The sequence below is a fragment of the Butyricimonas faecihominis genome, from assembly GCF_033096445.1.
Lineage (GTDB): Bacteria > Bacteroidota > Bacteroidia > Bacteroidales > Marinifilaceae > Butyricimonas > Butyricimonas faecihominis.
Window position 1 is genome coordinate 1,363,476 of record NZ_AP028155.1, and the last position, 17,656, is coordinate 1,381,131.

Here is a 17,656-nt window from a genome sequence, read left to right on the forward strand (position 1 = left end):
ACACATAGCATACAGGGTTTGCATGTACCACCAGACTTACCCTCATGCTTTACTTTTAAGAGCTGTTCCCGTCCATCGTGAACAGCTTTTTATTTCAACTGAATAATAACGTTATTTCCTTTTCGATTAAATACCACGTTCTCCGTCTGTTCAAATTTTCGAAGTAAATTCCCGACATCCTCGTACCGTTTCACTTTTCCCGTAAACTCCAGCCGCTTCGCCTCCTCATTCTGGTAAAAGACCTCCAAACCATACCACACGGAAAGAGTTGTCATAATTTCTTCCAACGAGGCTTGCCTAAATTTATAGTACCCGTCTTTCCACGAAGTATATAACTCGGTATCGACTTCCCTGACACTTGCCAATTTTAACCCTTTACGGTATTCGAATTGCTCCCCCGGAACAATCCGGAATGATTCATTATCACACGTGATTTCAACACTCCCCGTCACAAGCGTCGTGGCTATCGATTCCATCCGCTCGTACGCTTTCACGTTAAAAGACGTTCCCAGTACCCGAACGTCCATTTCTCCCGCGTGTACCCTAAAAAGACGCACGCTATCTTTCGCCACTTCAAACCAAGCCTCGCCCTTTAAAAAGACTTCCCTCTGCCCGTCACGAAAAACTTCCGGGTAACGTAACTCCGAACCGGAATTCAAAAACACCATTGTTCCATCGGATAGAATAACCCGAAATTCCCCACCGACCGGAACCGTCAACACGTTGTAAGTATCTTCCCGCACCTCACCTTGCATCACGGAATACACGAGCGTATTTCCCTCGTTGGTAACACATAACGTGGTATCAGCCACGATCACTTCCTTCACATCCCTTTTCAACGGAACCACTTCCCCATGTTTCAATGTAAGCATCACCTGCCCGCTTCCCGGTCTGAACGGTTGCTCCATCGTCCCCTTCTCTCCAAACGGTAGCCCCCACCACGTCAAGGCAATTCCTATCACCAGCAACACTCCCGCAACCGCAGAAATATATGCGTACCGTCTGATCTTCCTTTGTTTACCCCGTTCAAGCCGCCTTGCTACCTGTTTATAGGCAACTTCCCGCACTATTCCCCCTCGTTCCCGAATAAATCGCACAGGTTCTTTCAACCGAACCAACAACTGATACTCCCTCTCGTGTTCCTCCCTCCAAACCTCCAAATCTTGTCGCTCTTCGTCCGTTAGCGTCTCCCCGGCGACCACTTTGGCTATAATTTCATAAATCTCATCTTTCATGATCTGCAATATTTCCCATAAAACACCGCAGATTCAAAATCATGTGACAGGAAAAGTGATTTTTTTCAAAAAAAATATCAATCCTATTATTTGATTTACTCAACATATTGAGTAATTTTACTCAAGATATTGAGTAAATTAGTTACCTATGTTTGAAAGAATTCATTTACAGACTATTAAGAAAAGAATTAATGAACCAAGAAAATTCATTCAGGTTATATTAGGCCCCAGACAAGTAGGTAAAACAACCATGATGACACAATTGTTATCACAAATAAATATACCTTACACGTTTGAATCAGCTGATGCGATATCCGCAACCAACTCAACTTGGCTATTACAGGTTTGGGAAACAGCCCGATTGCAAATGAAGGTCAGTAAAACAGATGAATATTTATTAGTCATTGATGAAATCCAAAAAATCAACAATTGGAGTGAAGTAATCAAACAACAATGGGATCAAGATTCCCGGGAACGAACAAACATTAAAGTTATATTACTGGGATCATCACGACTTCTGATACAAAAAGGACTCACAGAATCATTAACAGGAAGATTCGAAACTTTGTATCTAGGACATTGGTCTTATCTCGAAATGCAGGCTGCTTTCGGATGGGGCGTTGAACAATACGTATATTTCGGCGGCTATCCGGGATCAGCATCTTTAATTGAAGAAGAAAATCGCTGGAAAAACTACATCAATGATGCACTTATTGAAACAAGTATCTCCAAAGATATTCTAATGCTCACCCGTGTTGACAAACCGGCATTATTAAAACAATTATTTGAATTGGGTTCATTGTATTCAGGACAAATTTTATCGTTCACGAAAATTATAGGACAACTACAAGACGCCGGTAATGTAACAACGTTAGCCAACTATCTTAAATTACTTTCTGATTGCGGACTTTTAAGCGGATTAGAAAAATATGCCGGAAATGTCATTCGTAAACGTTCATCTTCTCCAAAATTCCAAGTCCACAACAACGCCCTTTTAACAGCTCAAAACGGCACGACATTTCAAGAGATACGTGTAAATCCAAAAGAGTGGGGTCGTTTAGTGGAATCCTCCGTGGGAGCCCATTTGATTAATTATTCTATATCCGAACGGTACAATCTCTATTATTGGAGAGAAGGAAATGAAGAAGTTGACTTTATCATGGAAAAAGGAAATAAAACGATAGCCCTAGAAGTAAAAAGCGGCATACATTCCGATAATACCGGCATGAGCGTTTTTGCCCAAAAATTTCATCCGGAAAAGGTATTACTCGTAGGCACAGGCGGGATTCCGTATGCTGATTTTCTAAAAATAAACCCTATCGAATTGTTTTAAATTGTTTCTTCACCTTCAACCAGAAACAAAGCAAAGAAGAGAACACCTGATCTTTCAATTTTTCCCGAAGAAATTTCATAGAGCGTCCCATTTGCGTTCGCACGGTATTAATACTGACACCCAACGAATCCGCAACATCCTGATACTTCATGCCTTCGGCACAGATCATCATAAAAACCCGACGACGTTCAAGGGGCAGCTGATTTATAGCTGCATACAGAATTTCCATTTCATGTAGCTCACCTTCTCCCCTGTTTTCATTCTCAGAGGCCATTTCCGCCATGACCTTTTCATGTCGTAACTCCCGACGTTGAGTCCCTCGAAGATCATTTAACGCGGCATTCTTTACCAGATGAAACATATAACGATCCAACCCGTCCGCCAGCTTTTCAAAATGGCGATTTTCCCAAACATTCACGAAACAATCCTGCACCACATCCTCGGCAGCATCCACGTCTTTCAATATCCCCGTGGCAAACAATACCAGCACTTCATAATACTCCGAGAAAAAAGCCTGAAACGCACTCTTTTCTCCCTTTTTCAATGCGGCCAATATTTCTTCTGATCGATTCATTCACATAGATTGATTCCACAAAATAAACAATTATATTACAATAATGTACGATTTTATCCTAAATTTTAAAATAAAACAACATGGGCTGTCCCCCAAAGGCATTTTTCAAACTCCCTCCCCCCCTGCGGGGTACTCCCTCTATAAACAGAGGAAGAGCTGGAATACTCCCTGTCTTCGGGAAGAGTCACCAGCTCCTCCTCTGTTTATAGAGGAGGTGGCACGAAGTGACGGAGGAGTTTTTTGAAATAAAATGACTTTTGGGACAGCCCTCTTCCCATAAAATATAGTATCAATCTAAAACCAAATTCCCTTGAGGATCAATTTCTACACTTATATCCATCGAATGCTCTTTCTGCAAAACAAAATGGTAAACGTCACTACCGGAAGCGTATTCTATGTATTGCACGCTGGCAATGGAAAAACTGTTATACGCCTCGCCCTTCAACACATCAAGCACCACCTGAGGTACATCGGCCTTCAACACCGGCCAAGAAGTCTTCATCCAACCGTTATTCCGGTCAAACAAAACTTCTTTTACCAAACTGCCATCCAGAATACCGACTTCCAACATACCATCCTGCCAACGATCAAGCGTAACAACCAAGGCCTTCGGGTACTGCTGGGTAATGAAACTACTCACGGCCGTCGGTAACGTGGAAGCCTCTTCATTTACCTCCTTCACCAGCTCCCCTTTTTCATTGAAATAAATCAACATTTCCTCGTTTCCCTTCTCGATCTCCAAGCGGTAAACCGTGGGCATATTCAACCGTTCCAGCACGTCGGCATCTTCCACTTGCCAAGCGCTATATATGCTCTCGTTGAAACCCGTCTTCACCTCCGTGGGGAGATTGGCAAACAGAACGTCCGTCTCCGTCATCATCCATTTTCCGGATGCATCAAACCAAGCATCCACTTCCTGCCCGTTTTGATGAAACTCCGCCTTTTCATACTCTCCTTTTTTCTCCCAGCTCACGGCCACGGCATTCGGGAACTTCGCCTCAAAAGCGGCCACGACACTCTTTCCGGGGGTGTACCCCTTATCATCATCGTCGTCGTCATCATGACAAGCGGCAAAAACAAACAATGATGCCATCCATAGCGTCACCATTAAAATCCTTCCTCTCATAATCTTTCTCAAATTTATCTGTTTAACAATCTTATTTTCTGATACTCATTCTAACGAGAAAAAGAAAAGAAAGTTTCCGATGAAAAACTTCTCCGCGAAAGAATAACCTGCTCATAGAATACGTACTTTTGCACCGGATAAAGAAAAGTCATGAATACAAGTCAAGTAATTATCACACCGGAGAATATGACCAAGGACCGCAAGATCTCCATTTGTGTCTTCTTGTCCGGGTTCTCTTGTTTTGCCCAGTTATACTATTTCCAGCCTCTCTTGCCCGATCTGGCTCAAGAGTTTGGATTATCAGCCAGCTACAGTAGTCTGGCCATATCATTCTCCACGCTGGGAATGGTAGTAGGACTGTTCACGGCAATGTTCGTGGCAGACTCGATTTCAAGGAAGAAACTGATTAGCGCGGCGCTATTATCGTCGGCCGTCTTTTCGGTGATCTGCTCTTATTCGCCCTCCTTCTTCTTGTTGGTTGCATTAAGCGCCCTGAAAGGATTCTTGCTATCGGGAGCCACTTCCGTGTCACTGGCTTACATATCTGAAGAAGTTCAACCCCGGAATAAAGGAAAAATTACCGGACTCTACATTGCCGGAAACGCCTTGGGGGGAATGGGTGGACGAGTAATTTCTTCTTACCTCAGTAGTGAATTCTCGTGGCGCATCGCCTCCGTCTCCATAGGTGTACTATGTGCCTTATTTGCCATATCATTCCTGATATTCAGTCCCCGTTCTGTCAATTTCAAGCCCAAACGGGAAAATTTCAAATCATTGATCGTTTCCAACCTTCACTTGATCGTCTCCGTGAAACTGATCCCCTTCTATCTGATCGGCTCCCTCATGTTAGGGATATTCGTGAGCCTGTACAACTACCTCGGTTTTTATCTGATAAAAGAACCGTTTAACTTCTCCCCGTACTTGATTCACTATATCTATTTCATGTACCTGTTCGGGGTATTCGGCTCGATCGCCACGGCAAAATTGACAGCATTGTACAACCACTTCAAAATACTGAAAACAATCATCGCCCTTTCCGTGGCAGGATTGCTTTTGCTTTACATTAACAACTTCTGGATCGTCACGCTCGGACTGGCCATTTTCACGTTTAATTTCTTCGTGGTACACGTGATCTGTAACCGAATCGTCAGTGACTACAACCTCCAAAAACGTTCGGTCACCATCTCCATCTACCTCCTGTTCTATTACATGGGGTCCAGTGTTTGGGGATCAGCCACCGGGGTCGTTCTCGACCACTTCGGTTGGCAATGGTTTATCGCCGGATTGATTCTACTCACGTTCATCCTGTACGCCATCGCTTATAAAGGCTCGAAATTGATGGAAAACTAACAAAGGTGACCATCCGTTCTCGCCCATGCAAACCGCAGGGAGAGGCGAGGTTTTATCCTCGCAAAATCAATCGTCGGGTAAAGTTTCTATCGGATAGAGCTATATTCACGTGATCAAGTTACTATTATACATCTATCCGAATGTTAACATATCCTATAACTCTACAATATTTCATTATTATGATAGGAGAGGAATAGGGGAGGAATGGGAGCGGAATGGGAGCGGCTAACAATATGATAAGAATTTAATGATCATTTAATAACCATATTTTAAATTATTTTAGATTTAGCAAGCCTAGAATATTCCTTCAACCACGGGTATGCAGCTTTCATACCCCCAAAATCCCAAGGGGACGCACGGGGACTCCCCCAATAAAAAAAGACTGAATAACTTTTATAGCTAAACAGTCTTTTTTGGCAAAATTCTTTCAATGGCTTACGTTGAAAAGAAAAAAATCATATTATTATTAACATTACAAAGATCAACAATTCCACCCTTTCCCGCAATCCCTTATAATGGGGATATTTCAATCAAAATATCACTCCACCTCATTAATATCGATGAGATTGTTCAAAATAGCATATACAGTAAGCCCGGAAACAGACTTTATCCCGGTTTTCCGGATGATATTTTTCCGGTGAGTAATCACGGTGTGTACCGATATATGATGCAAATCCGCGATCTCCTTGTTAATCTTCCCTTTCGCGAGGGAAATCAAAATCTCTTTCTCCCGTTCGGAGAGTTCGTTCTTATCAAGCAAATCAGCCGGGGCACTTAACGCGTCGATTGAATGTAGTAACTTCTGGGCAATCTTATCACCATCATCGGCAATATCAATCGTCGTGTGATATTGTTTCAGAATCTCAGGATCGATATACTGGTAAACTAACGCCACGAAAGCCGTATCCTTCACCCCTTCAAACAACTCTTCCAGATGCTGCCGTTTTTTCAGCTCCACGGCCGAGGGGTTAATGATGATAATATCCGGATTCAAATGATTAATCCTCTCCAGACAATGAAAACAATCGGCAATAACCGCTACCACCTCAAACTCATTCCTCATTTCGATCAACTTCCTCAGTCCGGTTGAAATAATCATTGACGGCTCAATAATAACAATCTTGTAACTTTTATTATTGTTTTGCATACCGTTGCTCTAATTTCATTACTAAAGGAATAAGTATTTTATCCTCAATCAAAGAATGTTTACTCAAATCCTCTTCCAAGGCAAAGATCCCGAATAACACCCGGATCCGCATATCCGATAAAGTATCTCCCGGCAAATATTTCATGATGATATTCTTCAAGTCATTCAGTTTATCATCAATATTACTATGATTCTCCCGGAACACCCCGATCTCGTAATCTCCCGGACGAGCGCCTTTCACCATATTGGAGATATAAGGGAAGACCGTCACTTCCTCGTAATCAAAATGACGAATCACCTCATTCTTGTATTCATTGAAAAAAAGATTCAATATTTGCTGATGTTGCTGTTCGCACCCTTCGGAAATTTCCTTTAACTGTTCTTGTATGGAAAGCATCCGGTTTTCCAAGTAATAAGAATGAGAATTTTTCAAGTAAGCAATCAACTGGTCCACGTCCGTCCCTATTCCCTCGATCTCTTTCTCCGTCGGCAAGTATTGCTCGTTGCTGTACACGTTACAAATCATCAGGAATAACGTACACGAAACATGATTCGCCTCGCAACATTCCCGGACTGTTTTATCCCCGAATCCCAGATTTATTCCAAACCGATGCAACAGTAACAACAGTGAATAATCGGCATGAATGACGTCCGCCAGTTTCATATCCGCGGAAAATAGATGTGAATTCATATCCTTATTTTTACCGCAAATATTGGAAATAATTGACTCAACACCAAGTTTATTCATTAGTTTATAGAATTATTTATGATATTTCAAGCTTTCAAAATTACAAATACATCCTGAAAACCTACATCCTCAAAATCGGGTAAAAACACGCTGTCCACTCCCCAATTATAGGGAGTGGACAGCGTGTTAAATTTTACTTTTCAACTATACCAAATACCGATTATTCGTCTCTCCCGCCTGTATCGGGTAAACCAACACGAAACTATTGGATTGGAAATACTTGTTCAAATAATTGGGAATCCTACTCATATTGGCATGATAGGACAGCCGTTCCCGACGACTCATCACCACCCACAACGTATCGTCACTCTTTATTTCCCGGGACATGATCAAGAAATCATCCCAATCATCAAAGGACGAAAATTCTGCCTCGATCGGCCTTTTTTTATACATCTCCTTCAAGTACACCATCGTGTCTTCTGATGCGTAGAACACGGCCTTCGCACCCGAATTGTGGATAATATTCCATACCTTATTCACCCACATCGGGAATCCGACCTCTTTTTCCGCCCGGGCCGGAACCACCACCAGATGACGTTTCACCGTGGCAATAGGTTGTATGGGGCGATAAATTAATGTAGTCACGTTACTCTGCCCCAGAATCGCCTCGGTCATATTCCCCAAGAAGGAGGACACGACACCTTTTCCCTGATGTAATCCCAAAACCAAATCCGTGATACCCTGCTCTTTAATCACGCTGATAATGGCATTCGCCACGTTCAGATCGTACCGCAACAAATCCTGTAACACGTTATCCGTGGCCGAAGCCGTCGTGACGGCCATATTCAGCACCTTTTTGGATTGTTTGAAGGCCTTATCGTCCGATGCCTGATTGTTGATCACGTTCAAGGCAAAAAGCCCGTTCTTATTCTTCTTCGACTTGATTGCCGTACTCAAATTCACCAGCTCGGTCACGTTCTTCTCGTAGGACACCGGAATCAGGATGCGTTCCTGATGTTCCCCAGTTCCCTCTTTCTCTTCCGACACGTCATTCATCGCGATATTATGCGCCCCTTTCTGCGCGGAGAAAGATGCCATCGTGCAAGTGACCAGAATCATCAAAATCGTACCGTTCAACACGCTCTCGTTCAACAGACGAATCGGTTCTCCCGCCGGGGTCTCTCCTAGAATCACGTTATACCCCACCATCACGGCTGCCAAAGTTGCCGCTGCCTGTGCATTACTCAATCCGAAAATCACCCGCCGCTGGTCCACCGACATCCGGAACGTCTTCTGCGTGAGCCAAGCCGCCACGAATTTAGCCACGGTAGCCACCACGATCATCACCGCCCCCACTTTAATCGTGTCCCAATTGGTAAAGAACGCCCGGTAGTCGATCAACATTCCCACCCCTATCAAGAAGAAAGGAATAAAGATCGCATTCCCCACGAACTCCACCCGGTTCATCAAAGGAGAAGTCGAAGGAATCAGACGGTTCAACGCCATCCCCGCAAGGAAAGCCCCGATAATAGACTCCAGTCCGGCCAATTCCGCCAAGTAAGCCCCCAAGAAAACCATGACCAGCACGAATATATATTGTGACACGTTATCCTCACACCGTTTGAAAAACCAACGTCCCACGATCGGGAACACGATCATCACGAAAGCAAAAAAGAGGATAATTGCCGCCCCCAGCCTGTACCAAAACCAATCATCCACATCCCCCACGGCCATCTCCACGATCACCGTCAACACCAACAGCGCCAAAGTATCCGTGATCATCGTCCCTCCCACGGTAATTCCCACGGCCTTATCCTTCGTGATCCCCAGTTTACTGATAATCGGGTAAGCAATCAACGTGTGGGAGGCAAACATACTCGCCAGCAATATGGAAGTCAACATGGAGAAATTCAACACGTAAAGCCCGACAAGCGTTCCCAAGGCCATCGGCACCAAAAAAGTGTACATCCCGAAGGTCAAACTCTTCCATTTATTCTTTTTAAAATCCCCCAGATCAATCTCCAGCCCCGCCAAGAACATGATATATAAAAGCCCGGCTGTTCCCGAAAGGATAATACTACTATCCCGTAGTACCAAGTTAAAACCATTCGGCCCGATAATTGCCCCGGCAATAATCAATCCCAACAAATGGGGAATCCTCAACTTATTCAACAATAAAGGAGCCGCCAAGATAATTACCAAAATCAACAGGAACTTCAAAACCGGGTCCGTCAACGGCAGGGTTATCGCGGCCAGTGTCATTTGCAACATAAACATCATTATTATTTATTATCCCCGTATTCCAGCATCTGTGCCAGAAAATCTGTCGGGTATTCTATTTTCACATCAACTACTTTTCCCTCTTCCTCCACCAATCTATACTTCGGATTAACAAACCCGGCATATGGAGCCACGTTCAGTTTTTGATAACGTTCCAGCACTTCCTGATGCAACACGGGATCAATCCGTACCCCGTAATTCTCGATCAAATTCCTAGCCCCCTCGAAATCACCTTCCGACTTCACCCGTTGCACCTCGGCCAATAATCTCCCGAACAGTTTCCGCAAAGCCTCGTAATCCCGGATCGTGAAATACGTCTTTCCATCCCGACTTACCCGCTCGATCACGTTAGCCGCTTTGCCTTTTTCGTAAACCCAAGAGGCAATCAACTGGCGATTACGCATGTGTGACTCTTCCAGATTATTTCCCAACTTCACCCGGGTCAACTGAACCATCAAACCGTTGCGGATATAATTGCAATACTCGCTCTTTGCCACCTCCAGCGAGGGAATTACCCCCAACTCCACCAGTTTCGGGTCCATCACGTAATACAATGCGAACAAGTCCGCACGAGCCTCTTCTATCGTGGAATAATAATTTTTCAACGCCTCCTGTCCCACGCCCGGTAGCATCTTTCCGGAACCGTGTCCCAGACATTCATGCAAATCGGTATGCACGTTTCCCCCGATATACCCGTACGTTCTCACCAGTTCCTTTTCCTCGTCCGAATAGGCAAACTCATCCAGTACCCCGGAATTCAGTGAAGCCCGGTCGTACGCGTACGTGATATTATCCAGTGTTACCGACTTACTGCCATAACGCTCCCGGATCCATTCGGCATTCGGCAAATTAATCCCGATCGGAGTTGCCGGATGGCAATCCCCTCCCAGCATGGCAGCCTGTACCACTCTCGCCGTAATACCCACCACCTCACTCTTCTTGAAACGCTCATCAATCGGTGCATTCCGTTCAAACCACATAGCATTATCCGCCAATTTACGTGTACGCTTGCAGGCCTCTTCATCCATAATCTGAACCACGGATTCCCAACTGGCCTTGTACGCTAACGGATCTCCATACACTTCAATAAAACCGTTGATAAAATCTATCGGGGCTGCCACCTCCTTCACCCATTCAATAGAGTAGCGGTCAAACAAGGATAAATCACCCGTCTCGTAATACTGGATCAATAATTCAATCACCTCTCGCTGGTGCTCGTTACAAGCATATTCCGCAGCTTTCTTCAAATATTCCACGATACGACGAATTTCTTTCCCGTATTTTCCCCCGGCAAACCAAACCTGCTCTTGCAACTGACCTTTTTCATCACGTACCAACGTAGAATTTAATCCCCAAGAAAGCAACGCATTCTCTTTTTTCTTCTCCCCGTAGAATTTCTCCACCTCTTCTTGTGTCACCCCCTCGTAATAATGATTGGCAGACGCCTGCACCAGATCCTTCCCCTCGTCCAGAACCACCCGCTTCGCCATATATTTCGGATCAAAAATAACACGTTCCACTTCCCCGTACAACTGTTCCGCTCCCACTTCCCGAAGAAGTGACTTAAAATATTCGGGAGTAAAGGAAGGGGTAAACTTTTCCATCGAGTAATGATGATGTACCCCGTTAGCAAAAAACACTTTTTTAGCGTACACCAGAAAAGCCTGAAACTCTTCCGTCTCCCGGTTTCCTTGATATGCCCGAAGAATACTTTCCAATGCCTCCCGGACCCGAAGATTGTATTTATTATTCTGATCCCAGAGAATATCTCTTCCGGCCAAAGCCGCCCGGCTCAAGTAATAAACAAATAACTTTTCCCGCAAGGACAATCCCTCAAAAGCGGGGACATCGTAACGCAATATCTTTATATCGTCAAATTGTTCTAATAAATACACTTGTTCTTTCATTCTGCACCTCCTGTTTCTGATGTTCCATGTCCGCTGATTTTCAACGAATCATATATTCGACGCACAACACCTCTGGCCGTGTCATCTCCTTTCTTATTACTCGAAATAAATTGATAAAGTTTCAATCCGGTCGTGTATAAAGTAATCTTAAATTCATATTCCGTCCCTCTTTGCACGTATGTTCCCTGCATAACGACCCCACTCAAATCACCCTCCTCCACGTAAGCAATATCATTTTTCAGATCGAACACTCCCGGCTGACTCTTCAACTGATTCAATCCCCCGTTTACAGCCCCCTCCAAATCAACCTGTCCGACTTCAGGCGTGTACTCGGTATATAAATACATAAACTCCAAACCGTTCCCTTTATAACTAAAAGTTTGTATCTCTTTAATCAAAGGACGCACTTCTTCCGGCAACTTATTGATCATGGACCCCGCGGACTTCATCGCCTTGGGCGTGGCAAGGGACACCCCTCCCGCATATGTTCCAGTGTACCATTGCTGTTCCAACACCGGGATATCATCATCTCCATACAACGCATCATAACTATCCTTCATCCCGTTTATGACAAGCGCAACCATCAATATAACCAGTATTCCCCCGATGCTCCCGGCAATCAAACCTTTCTTATTCCCTTTCTTCCCGGTCGGTTTCATCATATTTCCCTTCTTCACCTGTTCCTCCGTCAAACAAACCTCTCGCTGGAAATCCTCGAATGACTTCTCCGGGTGTTTCACTTTCCAATCCTTATAATTATCCTCCAGTTTCCGGTTACACAAACCACATACCACCAAATACTCGGACTTCACCTCGTTCAGGTGATTACAATGTTTACATTTCAAATAATACATCTCTCACTCGTTATGATTAAACCTTTCCAATATCTGAGCCGAAGCCTTGATCGAACGCTTGTACCAAGCAAATAACACTTCGTAACGTTCCTCCTCCGGTAAATGCCAGTCTATATCTGTTTGCCGCAAACGCTGTACCACGCTATACATCAGTAAAGCGGCACACACGCTCACGTTATAACTCTCCGTAAAACCATACATGGGTACTTTCACAAATTCGTCGGCTCTCGACAACACGTCATCCGACAATCCCGTCAGCTCCGTTCCCATGAAAAAAGCCATCTTTCCCTTGTAAAGGTCAATATCATCAATAAAAGTATCTCGTTCATGCGGAGTTGTCGCCACGATCCGGTACCCCTGTGATTTCAACATCTCAATCGTCTCCACCGTGTTATTCTCTCTCTTCCGATGCCGATGAACGGTCAACCAGTCGGCAGCTCCCATAGAAATCTCGGAATTATCCGTGAAAGAATTCATATTTTCAATCACATGCACGTTCTGAATCCCGAAACAATCGCACGAACGCAACACGGCACTACAATTATGTTGCTGGTAAAAATCCTCAAGTACCATCGTGACATAACTCGTTCGTTCCGCGATTAACCGACGAAACAAATCATTCTTGTAATCCGTCACAAACTCACTCAGATACTCAACCTGCTCTCTTACAGTATGCATAATGCTATTTTAAGGTGACTTCGTCACGTTAAAAGTTACAAGTTCACAAGTTGCAGGTTACAAGTTCATTTCGCTCCAGTTTTCACAACTTGCAACCGGGAAACCTGTAACTTGCAACTTGTTCATCACCAAATCAATTTGATGATGAACAAAAAAAGGGTGTCTCAAAACACCCCCCTTTAAATCTCTTAAATGGTAATTATAGTTGGCCTTCCAATTCAGCACCAGCTTTAAATCTCACCACCTTCTTTGCCGGAATTTGGATTGTTTTCCCGGTTTGCGGATTTCTACCTGCTCTTGCACTTCTTTCAGATACAGAGAAAGATCCGAAACCAACCAATGCCACTTTCTCATCTTTCTTCAAAGATTCTCCGATCGTAGCTACAAAAGCCTCTAATGCTTTTTTAGAATCTGCTTTTGACAAACCAGCTTTTTCAGCAATTGCGTCAATTAATTGAGCTTTATTCATAATAGACAGTTTTAGGATTAGAACTAATAAATTCTTTATACATTCGCAAATGTAGATATTTTATTGATGAATGCAAATTTTTTAACAAAAAAACGAAGTCACTTTAACACATTCGGTTATAACCTGTCCGTCCCCTTCTTGTTTCTTAACAAATAGCCTCTGCACAGCCTTCTCCATCCATCGCGGCCGAGACAATTCCCCCAGCATATCCGGCTCCTTCTCCACAAGGATACAACCCGATAATTTCCGGATGCATCATCTTTTCTGTTTCTCTCGGAATCCTCAATGGAGAAGAAGTACGACTCTCCACGCCCAACAGAAGGGCATCCTCCGTGATAAACCCCCGGGCCTTTTTCCCGAACTGCTCCAACCCTCCACAAAGACGCTGGTAAACGACTTCGGGTAACCATTCCTGAAAAGAAGTTGCCCGTATCCCCGGTTTATAAGAACTTCTTGGTAAATTTTCACTTAAATGTCCTCTCAGAAAGTGAGTTAATCGTTGAGCCGGAGCATACAAGTTCTTCCCTCCCTGTTCCCAAGATGCCCGCTCCAAATCCTCTTGAAATTCCAACCCGGCAAATAACCCCTTGTACCTCATTCCAGTCAATTCACTCTTCCCAATCGAGGTTACCATGGCCGAATTTGCCCATGCCGTGTTTCTACCGGATGCAGACATACCGTTCACCACTTGTTGTTCCGGTCCCGTGCAAGCCGGAACGACCACCCCTCCGGGACACATACAAAATGAGTATACCCCTCGTCCATCCACATTCGTCACGAAACTATACTCGGCCGCAGGTAGAAAATCTCCCCGCCCTTGCGGGTTATGGTACTGAATCTGGTCAATTAACTCTTGCGGATGTTCCAGTCGAAGACCCACGGCAAAATCCTTCGGCAGCATCAACACGGACCGTGCCTGTAACATCCGGTACACGTCACGGGCCGAATGCCCTGTGGCAAGAATAACGTGTTCTGCCCGAATCTCCTCATCACCCGTCACCACTCCTTTCACCCGGTTCTGCTCTATAATAATATCCCTCACCCGACTATTAAAACGTACTTCCCCACCATACTTCTCGATAGTCTTACGCATATTTACAATCACTTGGGGTAATTTATCCGTACCAATATGCGGGTGTGCATCAATCAATATATTAGGATTCGCCCCGTGATAGACCAGAATTTCCAAAATACGATCCACGTTCCCCCGTTTCTTCGAGCGGGTAAACAATTTACCATCCGAGAAAGTCCCGGCCCCTCCTTCCCCGAAACCGTAATTCGAATCTTCATTCGCTACCCCGGTTTTGTACAAACGATTCAGATCTTGTTTCCGCTCTTCCACGCATTTCCCTCTCTCCAAAACAATCGGTCTTTTCCCCAACTCGATCAAACGCAAAGCCGCAAACAAACCAGCCGGCCCGGCACCCACCACGACCACCGTCCCGGCAGACGAAACATCCCGGTATTGGGGAGTAAATACCCGTTCCTTCTGTTCCACCCGATCCAGATGAACACCAACTTTCAGTTGAATAACAACCCTGCGTTGACGGGCGTCTATTGATCTTCGCAAAATTTCCACATGCACGATTCTCTCCTGACCCACGTGCAACCTCCTTGCCAACAGCTCATTGACAATCTCCCGATCATGTGCCTCTTCCGGCGTAATTCTCAATTCTATCTCTTTATACATAAATATGGTGGCTTCGCCACGTTACAGGTTACAAGTTACAAGTTCAAAATTATTTGTTCGGTAATTAACCTGCAACTTGTAACCTGTAACTTGCAACTATTATTTCGTGCGAAAATAAGAAAAAAATCATACCTTCGCACGACAGATTTAAACAATAATTACTATGAACAAGATAGCGTTAATCACAGGGGCCACTTCCGGTATCGGAAAGGCAACAGCGACCAAATTGGCCGAAATCGGGTATAACCTCATTATCACCGGACGCCGGGGCGATCGTCTGACCGCACTGGAAGACGAATTAAAGGCAAAAGGCATTCAAGTACTGGCTCTTCAATTCGATGTTCGTAACCAACAGGAAGTCCACAACGCAATCAGCAACCTACCGGCAGAATGGCAAAATATAGATATTTTAGTCAATAATGCAGGTCTTGCCGTGGGAACTTCTCCTATCCAAGATGGGATTTTAGATGATTGGGAACGCATGATCGACACCAACGTGAAAGGCCTTCTTTACATCACCCACGAAGTAGCCCCCTTGATGATCAAAAATGAAAAAGGACATATCGTCAACATCGCCTCCGTGGCAGGTAAGGAAGTTTACCCCGGCGGGAACGTGTATTGTGCCACCAAACACGCCGTGGACGCCCTTTCCAAAGCCATGCGCATTGATATGTTGAAACACAACATCAAGGTAACCAACATCGCTCCGGGAATGGTTGAAACCGAATTCTCCGTAGTGCGCTACAAAGGTGACCAACAAGCCGCAGACAACGTGTACAAGGGTGTTACCCCCCTCACGGGAGAAGACATCGCCGACACGATCGTGTTTGCCGTGACCCGCCCGGCTCACATCTGTTTGAACGATATTCAGATTATGCCTACCGCTCAAGCTAGTTCCAGAGACGTGAACAGAAAATAACAAGAGTATTCAAAAGGGAAAATCGATTGGTAATCAGCTCTCCCCCTGTGTAAGGGGGAGCTGGAGGGGGTAGCTTTACTGGATAAGACTTTTTAAACAGTCCCGTTGAGATCCAAACTAAAAAGAAAATGCACTCTCACAGTGCAAAATTTAGATAAAAATGCACTCTTGCAGTGCATTTTTTATTATCTTTGTGGAAAAGGAACGTGATATGGAAAAATTATTGGAACATTTTAACAAGCTACTTCAGGAAACAAAGACCGACTTCCACCGATATATTTATTCCCAAATAAATTGGAATAGCCGAATGATCGGTATAACCGGACCAAGAGGTGTTGGTAAAACCACCCTGATACTCCAATATATCAAAGAGAATTTGAATCCCAATACGGCATTGTACGTCACTGCTGAAGATTTCTACTTTGCAGACCATAAACTTCTAGACTTGGCCGATTCATACACGAAAGTAGGCGGTAAACACTTGTTTATCGATGAAATTCACAAGTATAAAAATTGGTCGAAAGAATTAAAACTAATCTATGATTACCACCCGGAATTAAAAATCATATTTACCGGGTCCTCGATACTAGACATCAATAAAGGAGTTTCCGATCTGAGTCGAAGAGCCATCATGTACCAAATGCAGGGACTTTCTTTCCGAGAATACTTGCAACTATTCCATCAAATCTCAACCGACATCTACGGTTTACAGGACATCATCACCCACAAGGTGGAAATTCCGGAATCAATACATCCCCTGCCCCTTTTTCAGGATTACCTGAAACGAGGTTACTATCCATTTGCCCTAGAAGACACATACGATCAGCGTTTACGACAGATCATCAACCAAACGCTGGAATCCGATATTCCCCTGTACGCGGATATGAATGTATCCACGGGCCGAAAGCTAAAACAATTATTAGCGATCATAGCGAAAAGTGTCCCGTTTAAACCCAACCTAAGTAGCATTGCGGAAATGTTGGGAGCCAGTCGTAATAATATAGCCGATTATTGCCTGTACATTGAAGAAGCCGGACTTATTTCACAACTACGTGATGCCACCGGCGGTGTTCGAGGATTAGGAAAAGTAAACAAAATTTATTTGGATAACACGAATTTAATTTACAATCTAGCACACGAGAATTCGAATATCGGCAATATCCGGGAAACATTCTTTTTTAATCAAACCAGAGTCATTGCTGACGTTATTGCATCCCCCGCATCCGACTTCCTGATCAATGACATCACGTTTGAAGTCGGGGGAAAGAACAAAAAGCAAAAACAGATTCAAAATATTGAAAACAGCTTTGTTGTAAAAGATGATATTGAATTCGGGTACATGAACATCATTCCACTCTGGCATTTTGGAATGACGTACTAAAATTTTACTATATTTGCTGCATTAT

The 17,656-nt window shown here is 44.1% G+C and carries 15 protein-coding genes; 4 read left to right on the top strand and 11 right to left on the bottom strand.

Going from position 1 to position 17,656, the window contains the following annotated elements:
* Positions 1-89: 89 nt before the first annotated feature.
* Positions 90-1,235, bottom strand: coding sequence for a FecR family protein (locus R8806_RS05810; RefSeq protein ID WP_124317150.1), 1,146 nt, complete (start codon positions 1,233-1,235; stop codon positions 90-92).
* A 148-nt stretch (positions 1,236-1,383) separates the two neighbouring features.
* Here R8806_RS05810 and R8806_RS05815 point away from each other — a divergent pair, with 148 nt between their 5' ends.
* Positions 1,384-2,568 carry an ATP-binding protein gene (locus R8806_RS05815; protein WP_124317816.1) on the top strand — a complete coding sequence of 395 codons (1,185 nt, stop codon included), beginning with the start codon at positions 1,384-1,386 and terminating at the stop codon, positions 2,566-2,568.
* On the opposite strand, the gene R8806_RS05820 is transcribed toward R8806_RS05815, so the two are convergent.
* Positions 2,552-3,142 carry an RNA polymerase sigma-70 factor gene (locus R8806_RS05820; RefSeq protein WP_124317817.1) on the bottom strand — a complete coding sequence of 197 codons (591 nt, stop codon included), beginning with the start codon at positions 3,140-3,142 and terminating at the stop codon, positions 2,552-2,554. The two genes, R8806_RS05815 and R8806_RS05820, sit on opposite strands and share 17 nt — an antisense overlap.
* A 289-nt stretch (positions 3,143-3,431) precedes the next feature.
* The gene (locus R8806_RS05825) at positions 3,432-4,268 is read right to left on the bottom strand and encodes a PepSY-like domain-containing protein (RefSeq protein ID WP_124317818.1); all 837 of its coding nucleotides are present in this window, start codon (positions 4,266-4,268) and stop codon (positions 3,432-3,434) included.
* A gap of 150 nt (positions 4,269-4,418) precedes the next feature.
* On the opposite strand from R8806_RS05825, the gene R8806_RS05830 reads away from it, so the two are divergent.
* A complete protein-coding gene (locus R8806_RS05830; RefSeq protein WP_124317819.1) occupies positions 4,419-5,618 on the top strand; it encodes an MFS transporter in 1,200 nt (399 codons plus the stop codon).
* A 538-nt stretch (positions 5,619-6,156) separates the two neighbouring features.
* Here R8806_RS05830 and R8806_RS05835 read toward each other — a convergent pair.
* From R8806_RS05835 to R8806_RS05870, 8 genes are all read right to left on the bottom strand, one after another.
* Positions 6,157-6,765, bottom strand: a complete 609-nt coding sequence (locus tag R8806_RS05835; protein ID WP_087420514.1) for a response regulator transcription factor — start codon at positions 6,763-6,765, stop codon at positions 6,157-6,159.
* The gene (locus R8806_RS05840; protein ID WP_229782924.1) at positions 6,752-7,456 is read right to left on the bottom strand and encodes a hemerythrin domain-containing protein; all 705 of its coding nucleotides are present in this window, start codon (positions 7,454-7,456) and stop codon (positions 6,752-6,754) included. The genes R8806_RS05835 and R8806_RS05840 overlap by 14 nt, the downstream gene beginning before the upstream one ends.
* Positions 7,457-7,657: 201 nt before the next feature.
* Positions 7,658-9,724, bottom strand: coding sequence for a cation:proton antiporter domain-containing protein (locus R8806_RS05845; protein WP_164719826.1), 2,067 nt, complete (start codon positions 9,722-9,724; stop codon positions 7,658-7,660).
* An 11-nt stretch (positions 9,725-9,735) separates the two neighbouring features.
* On the bottom strand, positions 9,736-11,640 hold the full coding sequence (locus R8806_RS05850; RefSeq protein WP_124317770.1) for a dipeptidyl-peptidase 3 family protein: 1,905 nt from the start codon (positions 11,638-11,640) through the stop codon (positions 9,736-9,738).
* Positions 11,637-12,494, bottom strand: coding sequence for a hypothetical protein (locus R8806_RS05855; protein ID WP_124317769.1), 858 nt, complete (start codon positions 12,492-12,494; stop codon positions 11,637-11,639). Before R8806_RS05855 ends, R8806_RS05850 begins: the two co-directional genes overlap by 4 nt.
* 3 nt (positions 12,495-12,497) lie before the next feature.
* The gene (locus tag R8806_RS05860; protein ID WP_118302113.1) at positions 12,498-13,172 is read right to left on the bottom strand and encodes a TrmH family RNA methyltransferase; all 675 of its coding nucleotides are present in this window, start codon (positions 13,170-13,172) and stop codon (positions 12,498-12,500) included.
* 199 nt (positions 13,173-13,371) lie between these two features.
* Complete coding sequence (locus R8806_RS05865; protein ID WP_087420520.1) at positions 13,372-13,641, bottom strand: HU family DNA-binding protein; 270 nt, start codon at positions 13,639-13,641, stop codon at positions 13,372-13,374.
* A gap of 145 nt (positions 13,642-13,786) precedes the next feature.
* Positions 13,787-15,331, bottom strand: a complete 1,545-nt coding sequence (locus R8806_RS05870) for an NAD(P)/FAD-dependent oxidoreductase (protein WP_151411766.1) — start codon at positions 15,329-15,331, stop codon at positions 13,787-13,789.
* 163 nt (positions 15,332-15,494) lie between these two features.
* Between R8806_RS05870 and R8806_RS05875 the strand changes: the two genes are divergently transcribed.
* Both R8806_RS05875 and R8806_RS05880 read left to right on the top strand, forming a co-directional pair.
* Positions 15,495-16,250, top strand: coding sequence for an SDR family oxidoreductase (locus tag R8806_RS05875; RefSeq protein WP_124318302.1), 756 nt, complete (start codon positions 15,495-15,497; stop codon positions 16,248-16,250).
* A 211-nt stretch (positions 16,251-16,461) separates the two neighbouring features.
* Positions 16,462-17,631 (top strand): ATP-binding protein, encoded by a 1,170-nt coding sequence (locus tag R8806_RS05880; RefSeq protein ID WP_124316576.1) that lies wholly within the window; start codon positions 16,462-16,464, stop codon positions 17,629-17,631.
* Positions 17,632-17,656: the final 25 nt, after the last annotated feature.